A 16,370-nucleotide genomic window follows, 5' to 3' on the forward strand; every position below is an offset into this window, starting at 1 on the left:
CAGACCCTAACTAGTTCAGCCCGTCGATGAACTCGCCGACCTCGGCGACGAATCGGGCGGTGTCCTCCACGAACAGGCCGTGCTGGGCGCCGTCCCAATAGGATGTGCGGGCATCGGGAACCGCCTCGGCGATGTAGCGGCCGTTATCGATCGGGACGACCGGATCGGCCGTGCCGTGCAGCACGAAGACCGGAATATCCAGGGTGCGAAGGGTTTCGGTGTTGTCGGTGGTGCGATAGAACAGCGCCTTGCGGACCCGGGGCGGGGTCGACAGGCAGCCGCCGAACAGTCGCTGAGCGTCCGCGCCCTTATCGCGCGCGCGGCCGGTGTTGGCGCTGCCGAATGCCGAGAAGCCGCGCACGGCCTTGCCCGCATTCTCGTCGAAGACGTCGGGCATCGCCTTCTGCATCACCGAACCCGTCTGTGCCCCAGGCACATCGCGCCCGATCCCCGCCTGCGAACCGCAATACACCACGCCCGCCACCGCACCGGTGCCGTAGGCGGTCAGATAGTCGCTGAGCACGATGCCGCCGTAGGACCATCCCAGCAGCACCGCCCCGGTGTCGATGTCCTCGCCCGCCAGCACGGCCGCGATATCGGCGGCCCAGTTCTTCGGATCGTCGTATCCGGCCTCCGGGGCGCCCGAATAGCCGTGCCCGCGCAGATCGACGGCGATGACCCGGAACCGCCGGGCCAGTTCCCGCTCCGCCGCACCCCAGTTGAGCAGGTTGCCCGCCCATCCGTGCAGCAGCACCAGTGGGCGTCCGTCGGCCGGTCCGGTCACCCGATAGACAATGCTGGTTCCGTCCGCGCTGATCACTTCCCGAATCGCCATGTGGCCAGGCTAGTTGGCCCGCTCCCCCTTAAGCTCGGGCCATGAGCACTCCTACCGCCGTCGTCACCGGAGCCAGTTCGGGAATCGGGGAAGCCACCGCCCGTGAACTCGCCGAACAGGGCTATCACGTCTATGTGGGCGCCCGGCGGATGGACCGGCTCACCCGGCTGGCCGACGAGATCGGCGGGACGGCGCTGGCGCTGGATGTCACCGACGAGGATTCGGTGCGGGCGTTCGCCGACGCCGTCGAGCGGGTCGATGTGCTCGTCAACAATGCGGGCGGCGCGAAGGGTCTGGCCTCGGTCGCCGAATCGGACCTCGACGACTGGCGCTGGATGTGGGAGACGAATGTGCTCGGCACCCTGCGCATCACCAAGGCCCTGCTGCCGAAGCTGATCGACTCCGGCGACGGCCTGATCGTCACGATCACCTCGGTCGCCGCCTTCCACGCCTACGACAACGGCTCCGGCTACACCACCGCCAAACACGCCCAGGCCGTCCTGCACCGCACCCTGCGCGGCGAACTACTCGGCCGGCCGGTCCGCCTCACCGAAATCGCCCCCGGCGCAGTGGAAACCGAATTCTCCCTGGTCCGCTTCGACGGCGACGCCACCCGCGCCGCCAAGGTCTACGAAGGCACGATCCCCTGATGGCCCAGGACATCGCCGAAATCATCGGCTTCACCGCCAGCCGCCCCTCCCACGTCAACCTCGACACGATCATCGTCAAACCCCGCGACCAGGCCGACCCGGGCCGCTTCGCCCGACGGACGTAGATCCGGTCGAGTTCCCCGCGGACCGGCTCCAGGGCACCGGCGTCAGTTCCCCCCGCGGACCGGGCCCGGGGGCACCGGCGTCGCCGACACCACTGCGGACGGCTCGCCATGCAATGCCGACATCGTTTTCCAGGTGTCCCAGTCGATGGTCCAGTCGTAGATATCACCGTCGGCGGCGGACAGGGGGATGTTGGTGCCGGTGACCTCGACCGGGTCGCCGTACATCGCGGTGGGGAAGTACTTCTGGGCGTCGGCGGTGCTGAGGTTGATGCAGCCGTTGGTGACGTTCGAATTGCCCTGAGCGGCGGTGGATTCGGGGTTGGCGTGGATGAATTCGCCGTTGTTGGAGATGCGGACCGCCCAACGTTCGCGAACGTTGGTGTAGAAGGGCGGATTCGACATCATGAAGTCCTCGTACTTCTCGGTCACCACGTGGATGCCCGAGCGCGTCACGTTGCGCGGCTCGTTGCCCTCGCCGTAGCTGCACGCGAAGTCGAAGACCACATCGCCGTCGCGGACCACCTGTACGCGATGGCTCGGCGCGTTGCCCTTCACGATCTGCGCCCGGCCGATCTTGAATTCCGAGGTGAGATCGGAGTCGCCGTAGGCGCCGTCGCCCAGATCCAGCCCGTAGAGCTTGCCGCCGAAGGTGACCTCGGTGCCGGGGGCCCAGTAGTTCTGCGGCCGCCAATGTGCCCGAGAGCCGCCGTTGTCGTCGGGCAGCCAGGCCCAGCCGCCCTCGGTCGGCGGGTTGGTGGTGACCGTCAACGCCCGTTCGGCCGCGGCCTTGTTCGAGACGTGCCGCTTGAACTGCAGGATGATCGACGCCGCGATCCCGACCTGCTGGCCGTCGCCGACGTTGATCGTCGCGGGCACGGTCTGCTTCGGCGCGACCGTGGTGAGCTTGCCCTGGATCGGCACGGGCTTGTTATCGGTGCCGATCGCGGTGCCCGACCAGGTGTAGGTCACCCCGTAGCCGAGCGGTTCGGTGATCTTGAAGCTGCTCTTGTCCGGCGTCAGCTCGCCCTTGACCTGCTTACCGCTCGGATTGCTCAGCGCCACCTGGTCGATATGACCGGCCGCCACCGAAACCGATACCGGCGCAGTGGGATTGATATCGGAGCCGCCGCTGCCGGGCTCGAACGTCACCTTGGCGACCGGCGGTGGCTCCTTCGGCGCCGCCTTGCCGCCCCCGCTGCCGCTCGAACATCCGGCCACCAATGCGGCCGCCGCCAGCTGACCCATCCCGACCAGCACGGTACGTCGGCTAGCAATGTCTCGAATGCTCACTTCCTCGAATTTACCGCGAAGCCGCGGCAAACCCAGCCCCCAGTCCGGGCGGCCCGCTCGAACTAGAGGGTGACCCCGACCGTCACGGGCTCGGGTTCGAGCCGGATCCCGAACCGTTCGGCCACCCCGTCGCGCACCGTCCGAGCCAGTTCCACCAGATCCGCCGCGGTCGCCGAGCCCCGGTTGGTCAGGGCCAAGGTGTGTTTGGTGGACAGTCGGGCGGGCGCCTGCGGCCCCGGGAAGCCCTTCGCGAATCCGGCCCGTTCGATGAGCCAGCCCGCCGAGAACTTCACCCCGTCGGCCGCCGGATAGACCGGCACTGTGATATCTCCCACATGTTCGGCGATGGCCGCGCGCACCTCGGCCTCCCGGTCCGACGGCACCACCGGATTGGTGAAGAACGATCCCGCGCTCCAGGTGTCGTGATCGCCGGAATCGAGCACCATGCCCTTGCCCGCGCGCAGTCGCAGCACCGTCGCGCGCACCTCGGCGGCCGGGCGACTGCGCCCCTCCTCGGCCCCGAGTGCCTGATACAGCTCCCGATACCGCAGCGGCGCGCTCGAACCGTCCGACCGCAGCGCGAATTCCACGCCCAGCACGACCGGCCGATCGCTGTGCTTGAGCACCGAGGTCCGATAGCCGAATCCGAGCTCATCCGGTTCGACCCAGCGCTCCTCGCCGGACGCGCGATCGAGTAACCGCACCCGCCGCAGCAGCTGCGCCACCTCCACGCCGTAGGCCCCGACGTTCTGCACCGGCGTCGCGCCCGCCGAGCCCGGAATCCCGGACAGGCATTCCAGTCCGCCCAGCCCGGCCTCGACCGTCGCCGCGACGACCGCATCCCAGTTCGCGCCCGCATCGGCGACCACCCGATCGGCATCGATCCGCATATCGTCGGTCGCGATCCGCACGACCACACCGCCGAAACCGGCATCGGAGATCAGCAGATTCGATCCGCCCGCCAGCAGCAGCACCGGAATCCCCGCGGTATCCAGCGTGCGCACGGTCGCGACGAGGGCGTCGGTCGTCGCGCATTCGGCGACCGTCGCCGGGCCGCCGACCCGCAGCGTGGTCAGCTCGGCCAGGCGCACCGAATTGCGCACCCGCGCACCGGTTGCGGCGAGCAGCTCGCTCACCTCGTCGAATGGCACCACCTGAGATGTACGCACGACCACAGACGGTAGCGTGTTCGGTCATGGCGACACCCCTGGCGTATACGGCTCACTACTCGCATCCGGCCGCGGCCGTGCGTGCGGCGATCGCCGACGAGCAGTATTGGAAGGACCGCATCGCCGAGGTCGGCGGGCCGGGGGCGCGGATCGACGGATTCGAATCCTCAGGCGATCAGCTTCGGGTGCAGATGGTCCAGGCGATTCCGGAGGCGGAGCTGCCCAGCGCACTCACCTCCGTGCGCCCCGGCGATCTGATCATCCCGCGCACCGAGACCTACACCGGGAATTCGGGCCTGTTCGAGGCGCATGTCGAGGGTGCGCCCGCCAAGGTCCGCGGCACGGTCACCCTGACCGGCGACGACCGCTCGGCGACGATCGTGGTCGACGGTTCGGTCGAGGTCGCGGTCCCGCTGTTCGGCAAGAAGATCGAGGCCGTGGTGGCCGAGAAGCTCACCGAACTGCTCGCCAACGAGGCCGAGTTCACCGGCGCCTGGATCGCCGCGCACTGATCGCACCCGATTCGGGCGAAGCAGTAGCAACCCGACAGCGACGGAGCGGCGGGGCGAGTCCGGCCGGTCCGGCACGGTAACCTGACCGGCCATGGCCCGTCGACTGGACTACTCCGCGCGCTACCCGCTGCACACCATCAAAGAGGTGTACGCGGCCCTGTCGGACCGCGCCTACTGGGACGCCCGCATGACGGAAATGCGCAAGTACTCGCCCAATGACGTGGTCAGCCTCGACGGCGGCGACGGCGGCATCGAGGTCGTACTGCAGCACGTCCTGCCGCGCGATATGCTGCCCGACCTCGCGCAGGCGGTGATGCGCAAGGATATGGTCATCGCCCGCAAGGAGACCTTCGGCCCCTTCGGTCCGGAGGTCACCGGCGAATACAGCGCATCCATTCCGGCGGGCCCGGGCAGCCTCGTCGGCACCCTGCATCTGTTCCCCACCGAGACCGGCTGCACCCTGCGCACCTCCTCGACGGCCAAGGTGTTCATCCCGCTGCTGGGTCCCAAGCTCGAGCAGCTGCTGCTGATCAATCTGGTCGACCTGTTGCGCGCCGAGGCGGAGTTCACCGCACAGTGGTTGGACGAGCAGCACCCCCCGGCCTGAGCGGGCCCCGGATCAAACCGATCGGCGAGATCACCCGCGGCACCACGGGGATCAACCGGCTGCGCCGCAGCGATCGCCGACTCGTGCACGACGAGGTGGTGCGCGCAAGGCTGCGCGAAGCCGCCGACCCGTTGGTCGTCGATCTGGGTTACGGCGCGAGCCCGGTCACCACCCTGGAATTGGCCGCGCGACTGCGCGGCGTGCGCCCCGATATACGCGTGGTGGGCCTCGAGATCGATCCCGATCGGGTCGTACCGGGCCGCGACGGAGTCGTATTCGCCCGGGGCGGTTTCGAATTGGCGGGGCTGCGCCCGATTCTGGTGCGCGCCTTCAACGTTCTGCGCCAGTATCCGGAATCGGCCGTCCCCCAGGCCTGGTCGACGATCCTCTCGGGGCTGGCGCCCGGCGGACTGCTGGTCGACGGCACCTGCGACGAACTCGGCCGCCGCTGCGCCTGGGTCCTGCTCGACCGCTCCGGCCCGAGATCGCTCACGCTGGCCTGGGATCCGTTCACCGTCGAGCGCCCGTCCGATATCGCCGAACGCCTCCCGAAGGCCCTGATCCACCGCAACATTCCCGGCGAACGCATCCACACCCTGCTCACCGCCGCCGACCGCGCCTGGTCCCACGCCGCCCCGTTGGCGCCCTACGGCCCCCGCGTCCGCTGGCGCGAGGCGGCGAAGATGTTGCGCGAGCAGGGTTTTCCCGTGCGCGACTATCGCCGCCGGTTGCGCGATTGCGTGCTGTCGGTGCCGTGGGAGACGGTGGCGCCGGCGCGGTGATTCACACCCGGGCCAGTGCCTGGCGCACCCGCGCCGCGGTGCGCGGCGGCAATTCCGCTACGGCAGTGCGTATTTCGGCGCCCGCGCAGCGATGTATGGCGACCGCGTCGGCGACGACCTCATCCAAGGCCGCCTGCCCGATCCCGGTCTCGGCGAGATCCAGCACGGTCCGCACCGGCGTGGTCACCAGGAACGTCCCCGCCGACTCCACCTCGTCCTCGCGCAACACCCGCCGCAACACCACCAGTCGCGGCGCACTCGGCACCCGGCCCGATCCGGCCGACAGATGGACGAACCGCGGCCGCAGTCGCCCCATACCGTGCAGTTCGGCCGCGCTGTGATGGGAGATCGCCGCCTGCCCGTCGAACCAGGCCGACCACATGGCGTATTCGTCGAGCGGCCGCTCGGGCCAGTCGGCCATCCGGAGCAGGCCCACCCCCGCCCGGATCACGTCCCCGTCCTCGAGGGCCGTGCGGATCCGTGCCTCGCAGCCGGTGCGCAGCACCAGCCGGGTGGTGAAGTATCCGGCGTGCCGCCCCGCGAGCTGCCGCAATATCGACCAGCCCTGTTCCGGATTGCGGATACTGCTGGCGACGACTTCCCCGGACATGTGATTCAGGCTACGCCCGGACATGTGCGGTATGTCACAATTCGGCCGCCTTCGTCGAATCCCTTCACACGGCCCACAGAACCGGCTCAGAAAGCTCGGGAAGAATCGCTGCCATGAGTTCGACTACTTCCTTCGGCGCACCGGCAGGTGGCCCGCGCACCCGTAATGTGCGCCGGATCGTGCTGATCCTCGGACTCGTCGTCGTGCTGGCGCTGGTCGGCACGGCCGTGGCCGCGGAGACCTATTACCGTCGCCAGAGCTCCGACTGTATTGCCGCCCAGGTCGACAGGGATCTGGGCTCGAAGGTCTCGGTGCACTTCGGCCCGAAACCCCTGCTGCTCACCGCCCTCGACCATCAGGTCCAGTACGTCGAATTGGACAGCGACGACGCCAAATTCGGCCCGGCCGTGGGCATGAAGGTGCACGTCCGGCTCAACGACATCAAGCTGATCGACAGCGGCCGCGGCGGCGCCACCGTCGACAACTCCAGCGCCGACGCCACCTGGAGCAACGACGGCATCGCGAAAACGTTGAGCGGCTTGGTCTCCGGCGTCCAATCCGATCCGAGCAGCGGCACCCTGGATGTGAAGGTCCTGGGCGGCCTGGCCGATCTGCGGCTGCGGCCCCAGGTCGTCGGCGATCAGATTCAGGTCTCCACCGAATCGGCGCAGCTGCTCGGCCTCGGCCTGCCCACCGATCTGGTCGACGGCATCGTGCAACTGATGACGCAGAGCCTGCAGAGCTATCCGCTGGATCTGAAGCCGACCGCGATCAAGGTCACCGGCAACGGCATCGAGGTGAAGCTGACCGGTGGCGCGACCCGACTGCAGGGCGGCGGCAACGGCAGCTGCTGATCACTCCGGGAAGCCGTCCAGAATCGCGGCCGAACGCGACAACCCCAGCCGCGTCGCGCCGGCCGCGACGAGTTCGGCCGCGGCCTCGGCGGTCCGGATGCCACCGCTGGCCTTGATGCCCAACCGCCCGCCGACGGTCTCGGCCATCAGCCGCACGGCGTGCACGCTCGCACCGCCCGCGGGGTGAAATCCGGTGGAGGTCTTCACGAAATCGGCCCCGGCGCGCTCGGCGGCACGGCACGTCTCGACGATCGCCGCATCGGACAGCGCGGCCGATTCGATGATCACCTTGAGCAGCGCGCGATCACCGATCGCCTCGCGCACGGTGATGATGTCCGACAGCACCGCGTTGTAGTCCCCGGCCACCGCGGCCCCGATATCGATGACCATATCGACCTCGGCCGCGCCCTGCTCCACCGACAGCCGCGCCTCGGTGCCCTTCACCAGCGAATGATGTTTACCCGACGGGAAACCCGCGACGGTGGCGACGACCAGTCCCGGCGCGCGCACCGGCAGCATCGACGGCGACAGGCAGACCGCGTACACCCCGAGCCGACGCGCCTCCTCGATGGTCGCGGCCACCTGATCGCCGGTGGCCTCGGGCGCGAGCAGGGTGTGGTCGATCATCGCGGCCACCTCCCCACGGGTCAGCGCGCGGTTTCCGGATTCGCTGGTGGTATCGGCCATGGGGACAGAGTCTGGCACATATGCGTTGCGGGCGACCTCGGCCGTCCCGCACACTCGTAGGGGACGGCCCGTCCGGGCCACTCATTGGGGAGGAGAACGTCACGGTGCTGATCCGTCGGGAACGGGCCGGCGACATCCCCGCTATCGATGCGGTGCATCGCGTCGCCTTCGCCCGCGACTATCCGAACGGCGGTCCCGAGGGCGCGCCCCGGGCCGCCGTCGATCCGGCGGAGGTCGATCTGGTCCATCAGTTGCGCAGCGATGCGGGTTGGATTCCGACGCTGTCGCTGGTCGCTCAGGTCCACGATCGGGTGGTCGGCCATGTCTGCCTGACCCGGGCCAGTGTGGGCCCGTTCCCGGTGCTCGCGCTCGGACCGATCGGCGTGAGACCCGAACATCAAGGCGCGGGCGCGGGTTCGGCCCTCATGCACGCCGCCCTCGGCGCCGCCGATGCGCTCGACGAACCGCTGGTCGGCCTGCTCGGCAGCCTCGACTACTACCCCCGCTTCGGATTCGTTCCCGGCGCCCGCGTCGGCATCGTGCCCGACGAGCCCGACTGGGCCTCGCACTTCCAGATTCGCCGCCTCACCACCTATGAAACGGGCATCGTCGGCGAATTCCATTACGCCGAGCCGTTCTACGCGCTCTAGCGCCTCCCCGCGCATCAGGCCGCCGCGTGCCTGAAAAGATGGACCCATGAGCTCCACCCCCACACTCTCCGATGACCGTCGTTATGTGCTCACCCTCGGCTGCCTGGATCGTCCCGGCATCATCGCGGGCATCACGTCCTTCATCGCCGAATTCGGGGGATCGATCGTCGAGGCCGGATATCACTCGGACACCGAATCGGGATGGTTCTTCACCCGCCAGGCGATCCGGGCCTCGACCGTGCCCTACTCCCTCGACGAACTGCGCGCCCGATTCGCGGCGGTCGCCCATGAATTCGGCCCGCGGACCGAATGGCAGCTGCTCGATTCCGATGAGCGGCGACGCGCGGTACTGCTGGTGAGCCGCGATGGTCATTGCCTGCACGATCTCCTCGGCCGCGCCGCCGCCGGCGAGCTACCGGCCACCATCGAGGCGGTCATCGGCAACCATCCGGATCTGGCGGAGATCACCCAGGCGCACGGCGTGAAGTTCCATCACGTCGCGTTCCCGAAGGATCCCGCCGACCGCGGCCCCGCCTTCGAGCTCCTCCGCCGCCTCGTCGACGCCCACGACCCGCACGCGGTCGTACTGGCCCGCTTCATGCAGGTTCTCCCGCCCGAACTCTGCGAACACTGGGCAGGCCGGGCGATCAACATTCACCACAGCTTCCTACCGTCGTTCGTCGGCGCCCGCCCCTACCATCAGGCCTTCGCCCGAGGCGTCAAACTCATCGGCGCCACCTGCCACTACGTCACCCCGGAACTCGACGCGGGCCCGATCATCGAACAGGATGTCACCCGAATCGATCACGCCGACACCGTCCGCGACATGGTCCGCCAGGGCCGCGACATCGAACGCGTAGTCCTGGCCCGAGGCCTCCGCTGGCACCTGGAAGGGCGAGTATTGGTCCACGGCCGCAGAACGGTCGTATTCAACTAGTTACGCGTGGCGGCGGGCCAAGACCGGGCGCCCTTGACCGGCCTTGGCTGGCAACTCGGTCGCCCGCGCTGCCGCCCATCCCCCGCATTCGTCGGAGAAGTCCTGCGTACTTCCAGTGTCCGCTTCCGGGACGTGTCAACCGATACCGGTCGATCACGCCCTGGGCGAACATCCCGTCACGATGCGGCCACGCCGCCGACCCGCAGACCCGGCGCGCCCGCGCGGGCGGTACGGATCAACCGGTGCAGTTCGGCGTTGAACTCATCGGCAGCCTCGATATTCGGCAGATGTCCGGTGGGCAGCAGGGTGTAGCGGTCCAGGGAGCCGGTGGCGGCCAGCAGATCCGCGATCTCCCGGGAGTGGATCGGCGGCAGCAGCTTGTCGAATTCACCGGCGATCACGCTGGTCGGCACGGTGATATTGGCGGCGGCGTCGGCGAGGTCGAGCTTGGCCAGATCCCGCGCGACCGCGCCGCGCACCGCCGGATGGCAGGAGCGGACGATGGCCAGGCCGAAGGCCACGGCCTCGGCATCCGCGGCGGGGCCCATGATGCGGTTCTTGAACACCCCGCGCGCGGCGGCCGATCCGGGCAGCGGCACGGGCGCGCCGAACAACGCCTGAGCCAGCCATGTCGGTGCGGGCACCACCTCGTTCAGCAGCGGAACGACCTTGGCGCGCCCGGTGATTCGGCGCGCGGCGGTGGTCGCGAGCATGATGGCCGAGGCCCGCTGCGCGACCTGCTCCGGAAAGCGTTGCGCCCAGGCCTGAATCGTCATGCCGCCCATGCTGTGGCCGACCAGCACCGCGCGCTGTCCGGGACGCAGCACCGCGTCCAGGACCGCGGACAGATCCCCGGTCAGCTGATCGGCGCCGAAACGTCCGGCACCGAGGGTGGATTCGCCGTGGCCGCGCTGATCGTAGGCGACCACCCGATAGTCGCCGGCGAACTCGTTGATCTGCGGATTCCAGTACTCGATGCAGCACGACCAGCCGTGGATCAGCACGAGCACATCGCGATCGGCCGGGCCGTAGGCATGGACGCGCAGCCGGGCGCCGTCGGCGGTGGTGACGGGAACGATTTCGGGAGACGGCGCGGCGTTCAATGCGGCCGTCGCGTAGGTCCGCGACCGCAAACGCGCACTGTAGGCGGCATTCAAGGCGTCGGCGCCACGGGTCACCGTACCGGGCAAGTTCACCAGCATGAGCACTCCTTTGTGTCCTACCGCACACTAGCGCGCTAGCCGCGGTGCTTGCCAGTGCAAGCAGTGAAGCGCTCGAGAGGAACTTCCACTGCGTGCAGCCCGCATTGTCCGAATACCCACTCAGGCACAGCCCAATTCACGGAGTAGTCCGGCAATCATGGGGACTTTCTGTCATCCAGAACACATATCGGCGCGGGAACCATCCGCGCTACCGATACATCGGATAACGAAATGCCAACGATCCCAGGCGATCTAGGCGCTGACCTCATGCACGCGGGAGAAGGCCGCGACGAGTACCCGCGCGAGTTCGTCGTTGAACCGGTCATAGGCCTCGACATTGCCCAGATGTCCGGTCGGCAGAATCACCAGCTTCACGAAACTGCCTGCCTCCCTGAGCATTTCAACGATCCGCTCGGAATGCACCAGCGGCGTCAGATCATCGCGCGATCCGGCGATCACCGTGGTCGGCACGATCAGATTCGCCGCCGCACGGCCGAGATTCATCTCGGCGAGCAGGGCGCCGAACGTCGCCCGCACCCGCGCCGGGCACGAGCGCACGATGGCCATCCCGAAGTCGGCGATATCGCCGGTCGCGGCCAAACTCATGACCTGACGGCGAAACACCCACCGCATCGGGCGAATCGGCGGGAACCAGATGGGCGAGCCGAGCCCGAGGTGCCCGAGCCAATACGGCAATGACACCACGCCGCGATTGAATACCGGCACCACGGTCGTCTCCGCGATCAGGCTGTGCGGCGCGGAATTGGTCAGCAGCACCGCGGCCGCGCGCTGGGCGACCTGTTCGGGATAGCGACCAGCCCAGGCCTGAATCGACATGCCGCCCAGGCTGTGTCCGACCAGCACCGCGCGCTGACCGGGCCGCAGCACCGCCGCGAGCACCGCGGACAGATCATCGGCCAGCAGATCGGTGCTCACCCGGGCGTCGCCGAGTTCGGTCGCGCCGTGGCCGCGCTGGTCGTAGGCGATTACGCGATAGCGTCCGGCGAACTCGTTGATCTGCGGATTCCAGTATTCGAGGCAGCAGGTCCAGCCGTGCACCAGAACCACCACATCGCCGTCGGCGGGTCCGTAGGCGTGCACCCGCAGCCCGATCCCGTCGGCGGTGGTGACCGGGACGACCTCACAGGGTGCGGTCGGCGGACCGAATTCCGCGGTCGCGTATACCCGGGTGCGCAGGTGGACTCGATGCGCGAGCAGCAGGTCATGGACCCGGCGCGCGACACCCGCCAGCGGGTTGGGCAGCGTTGCCGACATCGAACACTCCTTTGTGTGTTACTCATAGCCACGGTAACTCACAGCGGGAGTGCTAGCTAGTGCTAGCTGGACAGAAATAAGACACCCGCCGTGCGCCAATGCGAACGACGGGTGACGGGAAAACGACCTCTACCAGCGCGGACCGCGTTGGATTTCGTCCACCTTCGGCCGCACATCGGCCAGATAGACGCCGGTGGCCACCACGGCGGCGATACCGATCAGCCCGACGGGCGTTCGGGCCAGGAACAGCAGTCCCAGCGCGACCACGAGGATGGTCACCCAGATCGGCTTGGTCAGTTTGTCGACGGCGGTGAAGGCATCGGCGCGCTGCCGAATCGCGTGGACCAGCGCGAAGATGGTCGCCCCCATGGCCGCGAGCCACAGCAGCCAGATGATTGCACTTGTCAGCTGATACACGCTTCCCATGATAGAAGCAACGCCCCCGCACTAAGAGCGTGTGCGGGGCCTTCAAAGGATCCGCAGTGTGCGGGGCCTTCAAAGGATCCGCAGCGTGCGGGGCCTGGAAAGGATCCGCGTGCGGGACCGAGGTCCGCGCTGCTCTGTCGTACGGGGGCGTTGGGCAGGGAAGCACCCTACTTCTTGGGAGCGGTGGTGCTGCTGGTGGCCTTCTTGGCCGGGGCCTTCTTGGCGGGCGCCTTCTTGACCGGAGCGGCGGCCGTCTTGGTCGCGGCCTCCGACTCCGACGCCGGCGTGGTCTCGTTGGTCACCGAGACGACCTCGGCCTCGACCGCGTCCTCGACCTCTTCGACCCCGTTGGCGGCCTTGCCCAGCAGGCCGCGGGCCTGACCGGTCACCTTGCCGAGGACATCCTCGAGGCGGCCCGCGACATCGGTGTAGGTGTTCTCCACCTTGCCGAACTGCTCGTCGAAGGCGGAGTTGATCTCGCGCAGCTTGCCGACCCGCTCCTCACCACGCACGGCGAGATCCGAGTAGAGCTCCAGCAGCTGGTGGTAGTACTGGTCGACGACCCGGCGGAGCTCCTCGGGGGTGAGCTTCTCGCGCAGCTCGGCGACGTCGTCCGGCAGTTCGGCGGGCAGGGTCGACAGGCGCTGACGCAGCGTCTCGAACTGATCCTGAACGTCGGCGGGCAGATTGGCGATGCGCTCGCGGGCCTCTTCGACCCGGCCGGTCACATCGGCGGTGGCGGCGCGCTCGCGGACCCGATCGACGAGTTCGGTGACGGCGTTGTAGAGGGCGTCACCGGCCCCGACGGTGGCGTAGAGCGGCTTGGTCACGGTGGCATTGGCTTCGGTCATGTTTCGTTCTCCTGGCGTGGAACTTCGATAGTCGTGCCATCAGTGGCATGGTGCGGAACATCGTTGTCCCTGGTCCCCTCGGGAACACTTCCCTCGGATTCCGTTATGTCCCCTACGATCTCGTTCCCCGCGTTTTCCCGGCGGAACGATTCGTAGATATCCAGCAGGACCTGCTTCTGCCGCTCGGTGATTCCCGTATCGGCCAGCAGGGCATCCCGGACCGGACTATGCGGCCGCTGCTCGAGATAACCGGCCCGCATGTACAAGACCTCCGAGGAGACCCGCAGACCCTTGGCAATCTGGGCGAGCACCTCGGCGGACGGGTTACGCAATCCGCGCTCGATCTGACTGAGATACGGATTGCTCACCCCCGCCAGTTGTGCGAGCTGTCGCAGCGAGACTTGCGCGGCTTCGCGCTGCGACCGGATGAAGCTTCCGATGTCGTGGGCCGCGTTGGCTACGCGGGCCACCCGGTCGGCCGCAGATGTTTCTGCGGTTTCCCCGGTGTTCGGATCGGAAACCTCGGGATCCTCTGTCATCACTCACCTTCCGGCGGTTGTACCGTCGATTCTAAAACGAGGTGCTAACTCTTGCAAGCACTCTGCTAGCACTGTTTCGGCTAACATTCGGCGCTACGCCGACCAGCCGGGAAACAGCACATGCGAAACGGCGTAGATCGCAAGTCCCGCCAGCGATCCCACCACCGTTCCGTTGATGCGGATGAATTGCAGATCACGCCCGGCCTGCAATTCGATCTTGGAACTTGCCTCGTCGGCATCCCACCGGGCAACCGTATCGCTGATCAGGGCCGCGATCTCGGAACCGTAGTTCGACACCAGATACCGAACGCCCCGTTCGGTCCAAGTGTCGATCCGCCCGCGCAGTTCGGGCTCGTCGACCAGTCGCTGACCGAGTTGTTGCACGTTCTCGGTGACCTTACGGCGTAACGTGCTGTCCGGATCGTCGGCCGATTCCAGAATCATCCGTTTGGCGGCCCGCCAGGTGGCCTGTGCCATTCCGGTGATCTCCTCGCGGCCCATGATCTCGGTCTTGATCCGCTCGGCCTTCTTGATCATGGCGTCGTCGTGCTGCAGATCGCGCGCGAAATCCTCGAGGAACCGGGTCGCCGCCAGCCGCACCTCGTGATCGGGCTGGGAACGCAGCTTCCAGGTGAATTCCACCAATTCCCGATAAATGCGCTCCGACAACAGCACGTTCACGAATTTCGGCGCCCACGACGGCGCGTCGCGCAGGACGATCCGATCGATGGTCTCCTGACTGCTCAGGGCCCACTGATGGGCGCGTTCCGCCAGCAGATCCAGCATCGGCGCGTGGCGATTCTCCGCCAGCAGTTCGGCGAGCACCCGCCCGATCGGCGGGCCCCACAGCGGTTCGGCAATGCGTTTGACGATGGTCTGATCGATGATCTGCTCGACATCCTCGTCGCGCAGCGCGCCGATCACCGCGCGCAACAGTGTCGAGGTCTCCTCCGAGACCCGCGCGGCATGCGCCGGCTGTGCCATCCAGCGCCCGAGCCGCAGCGATATCTGCGCCGAATTCACCTTGGCCACAACGGTATCCGGCGACAGGAAGTTCGTGCGCACGAAATCGCCGAGGCTGGCGCCGAGCTGATCCTTCTTCTTGCGGATGATCGCGGTATGCGGAATGGGCAGGCCCAGCGGATGCCGGAACAGCGCGGTCACCGCGAACCAATCGGCGAGCGCGCCGACCATTCCCGCCTCCGACGCCGCCCGCACATAGCCGACCCAGTTCCCGCCGACACCGCGCGAACCGATCCAGCAACACAGCAGATAGATCACCGTGGCCGCGACCAGAAAGCCCGTCGCGACCATCTTCATCCGGCGCAGATCGCGCCGCTTACCGGCCTCGTCCATCAGATCGGCGAACGATGTAGGGGTTCGGCCTGTGGTCTTTCCCACTTCGCCGCGCGATTCGACGACCGCGCGCGATTCGGACACAGCGGGCACGCTGCCGGGAGATTGCTCCATATTCCCATTCTGCTGGGTCGATCGACCAACCTCTCGCCACGCACTTCCGCCACGCCCGAACCTCGCATACATTTCGCCGGGACCCGGCCAACCCCGCCGCGGAGGACTTAAGCTGGATGCGCCCCCCGATAAATCCCCGAACGAGGAGTCCATCCTGTCCACCGAAGACCTCGTCGAAGTCGGCGACCGAGCCGCGCGCTCCGGCGCGAGCGCTCCGGCGCGTCCGGGCCGAGTGGATGGGCGCAAGCGACGCTGGCATCAGCACAAGATCGATCGGCGGGAAGAACTGGTCGACGGCACCCTGGCCGCCATCCGCAAACGCGGCGGCGATGTGGGCATGGACGAGATCGCGGCCGAGATCGGTGTGTCGAAAACCGTTCTGTACCGGTATTTCTCGGATAAGGGCGATCTGACCCGCGCGACGATGGAACGTTTCGTGGAGACCACCCTGATGCCGCGCATCTACGAGGCGATCAGCGACGACCTCGACGAATACCGGCTGGTGCGCAACACACTGGCCGCCTACGTCCACACGGTCGACGCCGATACCGATGTCTACCGCTTCATCATGGGCAACGGCTCCACCACCGACAAGTCCACCCTCGCCGACTTCGAGCGCCTGTTCGCCGATGTGGTGGCCGCGGTGTTGCGCGACAAGGCCTTCGACCGCGGTGTCGAGACCGAGGGCGTCATGCTCTACGCCTACGTCCTCGTGGGCGGCGTGCAGCTGGCCACCGACTGGTGGATCACCAACCGCGCCATGACGGCCGACAAGATGCTCGACCACATGACGATGATGGCGTGGAGCGCGATCGAGGGCATGGTCCGCGCGAAGGGTTCACCGGAGGCGTTCAACGCCCAGCCGCATCAGCTACCCACCGAGGATTGATCCCGGCGAA

General features: G+C 67.6%; 18 protein-coding genes and 1 pseudogene. 8 read left to right on the plus strand and 11 right to left on the minus strand.

Annotation, left to right across the window (positions count from 1 at the left end):
• Positions 1–10: 10 nt before the first annotated feature.
• Positions 11–835 carry an alpha/beta fold hydrolase gene (locus ACIA76_RS31845; protein WP_397157203.1) on the minus strand — a complete coding sequence of 275 codons (825 nt, stop codon included), beginning with the start codon at positions 833–835 and terminating at the stop codon, positions 11–13.
• 41 nt (positions 836–876) lie between these two features.
• On the opposite strand from ACIA76_RS31845, the pseudogene ACIA76_RS31850 reads away from it, so the two are divergent.
• Positions 877–1,610, plus strand: a pseudogene (locus ACIA76_RS31850) (SDR family NAD(P)-dependent oxidoreductase).
• Between the two features lie 42 nt (positions 1,611–1,652).
• Here the strand turns inward: ACIA76_RS31850 and ACIA76_RS31855 are convergent.
• Positions 1,653–2,855, minus strand: a complete 1,203-nt coding sequence (locus ACIA76_RS31855; protein ID WP_397157228.1) for an Ig-like domain-containing protein — start codon at positions 2,853–2,855, stop codon at positions 1,653–1,655.
• Between the two features lie 107 nt (positions 2,856–2,962).
• Positions 2,963–4,051, minus strand: a complete 1,089-nt coding sequence (locus tag ACIA76_RS31860) for a UDP-N-acetylmuramate dehydrogenase (protein ID WP_397157225.1) — start codon at positions 4,049–4,051, stop codon at positions 2,963–2,965.
• A 44-nt stretch (positions 4,052–4,095) separates the two neighbouring features.
• Between ACIA76_RS31860 and ACIA76_RS31865 the strand changes: the two genes are divergently transcribed.
• From ACIA76_RS31865 to ACIA76_RS31875, 3 genes are all read left to right on the plus strand, one after another.
• Complete coding sequence (locus ACIA76_RS31865) at positions 4,096–4,581, plus strand: DUF2505 domain-containing protein (protein ID WP_397157201.1); 486 nt, start codon at positions 4,096–4,098, stop codon at positions 4,579–4,581.
• A gap of 91 nt (positions 4,582–4,672) precedes the next feature.
• The gene (locus tag ACIA76_RS31870; RefSeq protein ID WP_397157199.1) at positions 4,673–5,188 is read left to right on the plus strand and encodes a DUF2505 domain-containing protein; all 516 of its coding nucleotides are present in this window, start codon (positions 4,673–4,675) and stop codon (positions 5,186–5,188) included.
• Positions 5,158–5,970, plus strand: a complete 813-nt coding sequence (locus tag ACIA76_RS31875; protein WP_397157197.1) for a class I SAM-dependent methyltransferase — start codon at positions 5,158–5,160, stop codon at positions 5,968–5,970. The genes ACIA76_RS31870 and ACIA76_RS31875 overlap by 31 nt, the downstream gene beginning before the upstream one ends.
• A 1-nt stretch (position 5,971) precedes the next feature.
• Here the strand turns inward: ACIA76_RS31875 and ACIA76_RS31880 are convergent, their stop codons facing one another.
• A complete protein-coding gene (locus ACIA76_RS31880) occupies positions 5,972–6,580 on the minus strand; it encodes a hypothetical protein (RefSeq protein WP_397157195.1) in 609 nt (202 codons plus the stop codon).
• 113 nt (positions 6,581–6,693) lie between these two features.
• Here ACIA76_RS31880 and ACIA76_RS31885 point away from each other — a divergent pair, with 113 nt between their 5' ends.
• Positions 6,694–7,434 carry a DUF2993 domain-containing protein gene (locus ACIA76_RS31885; protein ID WP_397157193.1) on the plus strand — a complete coding sequence of 247 codons (741 nt, stop codon included), beginning with the start codon at positions 6,694–6,696 and terminating at the stop codon, positions 7,432–7,434.
• Here ACIA76_RS31885 and deoC read toward each other — a convergent pair whose 3' ends face one another.
• A complete protein-coding gene (gene deoC, locus ACIA76_RS31890; RefSeq protein ID WP_397157191.1) occupies positions 7,435–8,121 on the minus strand; it encodes a deoxyribose-phosphate aldolase in 687 nt (228 codons plus the stop codon).
• A gap of 104 nt (positions 8,122–8,225) precedes the next feature.
• Here deoC and ACIA76_RS31895 point away from each other — a divergent pair, with 104 nt between their 5' ends.
• The gene (locus ACIA76_RS31895) at positions 8,226–8,771 is read left to right on the plus strand and encodes a GNAT family N-acetyltransferase (RefSeq protein WP_397157188.1); all 546 of its coding nucleotides are present in this window, start codon (positions 8,226–8,228) and stop codon (positions 8,769–8,771) included.
• Positions 8,772–8,817: 46 nt separating this feature from the next.
• Entirely contained in the window at positions 8,818–9,708 is an 891-nt protein-coding gene (purU, locus tag ACIA76_RS31900) for a formyltetrahydrofolate deformylase (RefSeq protein ID WP_397157186.1), read from the plus strand.
• A gap of 176 nt (positions 9,709–9,884) precedes the next feature.
• On the opposite strand, the gene ACIA76_RS31905 is transcribed toward purU, so the two are convergent.
• From ACIA76_RS31905 to ACIA76_RS31930, 6 genes are all read right to left on the minus strand, one after another.
• A complete protein-coding gene (locus ACIA76_RS31905) occupies positions 9,885–10,910 on the minus strand; it encodes an alpha/beta fold hydrolase (RefSeq protein WP_397157184.1) in 1,026 nt (341 codons plus the stop codon).
• A 252-nt stretch (positions 10,911–11,162) separates the two neighbouring features.
• Positions 11,163–12,185, minus strand: a complete 1,023-nt coding sequence (locus ACIA76_RS31910; protein WP_397157182.1) for an alpha/beta fold hydrolase — start codon at positions 12,183–12,185, stop codon at positions 11,163–11,165.
• A gap of 129 nt (positions 12,186–12,314) precedes the next feature.
• Positions 12,315–12,611, minus strand: coding sequence for a DUF2516 family protein (locus tag ACIA76_RS31915; RefSeq protein ID WP_397157180.1), 297 nt, complete (start codon positions 12,609–12,611; stop codon positions 12,315–12,317).
• Between the two features lie 167 nt (positions 12,612–12,778).
• Positions 12,779–13,462, minus strand: coding sequence for a heparin-binding hemagglutinin (locus ACIA76_RS31920; RefSeq protein ID WP_397157178.1), 684 nt, complete (start codon positions 13,460–13,462; stop codon positions 12,779–12,781).
• Positions 13,459–14,001, minus strand: coding sequence for a helix-turn-helix domain-containing protein (locus ACIA76_RS31925; protein ID WP_397157176.1), 543 nt, complete (start codon positions 13,999–14,001; stop codon positions 13,459–13,461). Before ACIA76_RS31925 ends, ACIA76_RS31920 begins: the two co-directional genes overlap by 4 nt.
• Positions 14,002–14,094: 93 nt before the next feature.
• Positions 14,095–15,471 (minus strand): DUF445 domain-containing protein, encoded by a 1,377-nt coding sequence (locus tag ACIA76_RS31930; RefSeq protein ID WP_397157174.1) that lies wholly within the window; start codon positions 15,469–15,471, stop codon positions 14,095–14,097.
• 232 nt (positions 15,472–15,703) lie between these two features.
• On the opposite strand from ACIA76_RS31930, the gene ACIA76_RS31935 reads away from it, so the two are divergent.
• Positions 15,704–16,360 (plus strand): TetR/AcrR family transcriptional regulator, encoded by a 657-nt coding sequence (locus ACIA76_RS31935; RefSeq protein WP_397157172.1) that lies wholly within the window; start codon positions 15,704–15,706, stop codon positions 16,358–16,360.
• The last annotated feature ends 10 nt before the right edge of the window (positions 16,361–16,370 follow it).

Origin of the sequence: Nocardia sp. NPDC051570, assembly GCF_044454005.1 — a bacterium.
Lineage (GTDB): Bacteria > Actinomycetota > Actinomycetes > Mycobacteriales > Mycobacteriaceae > Nocardia.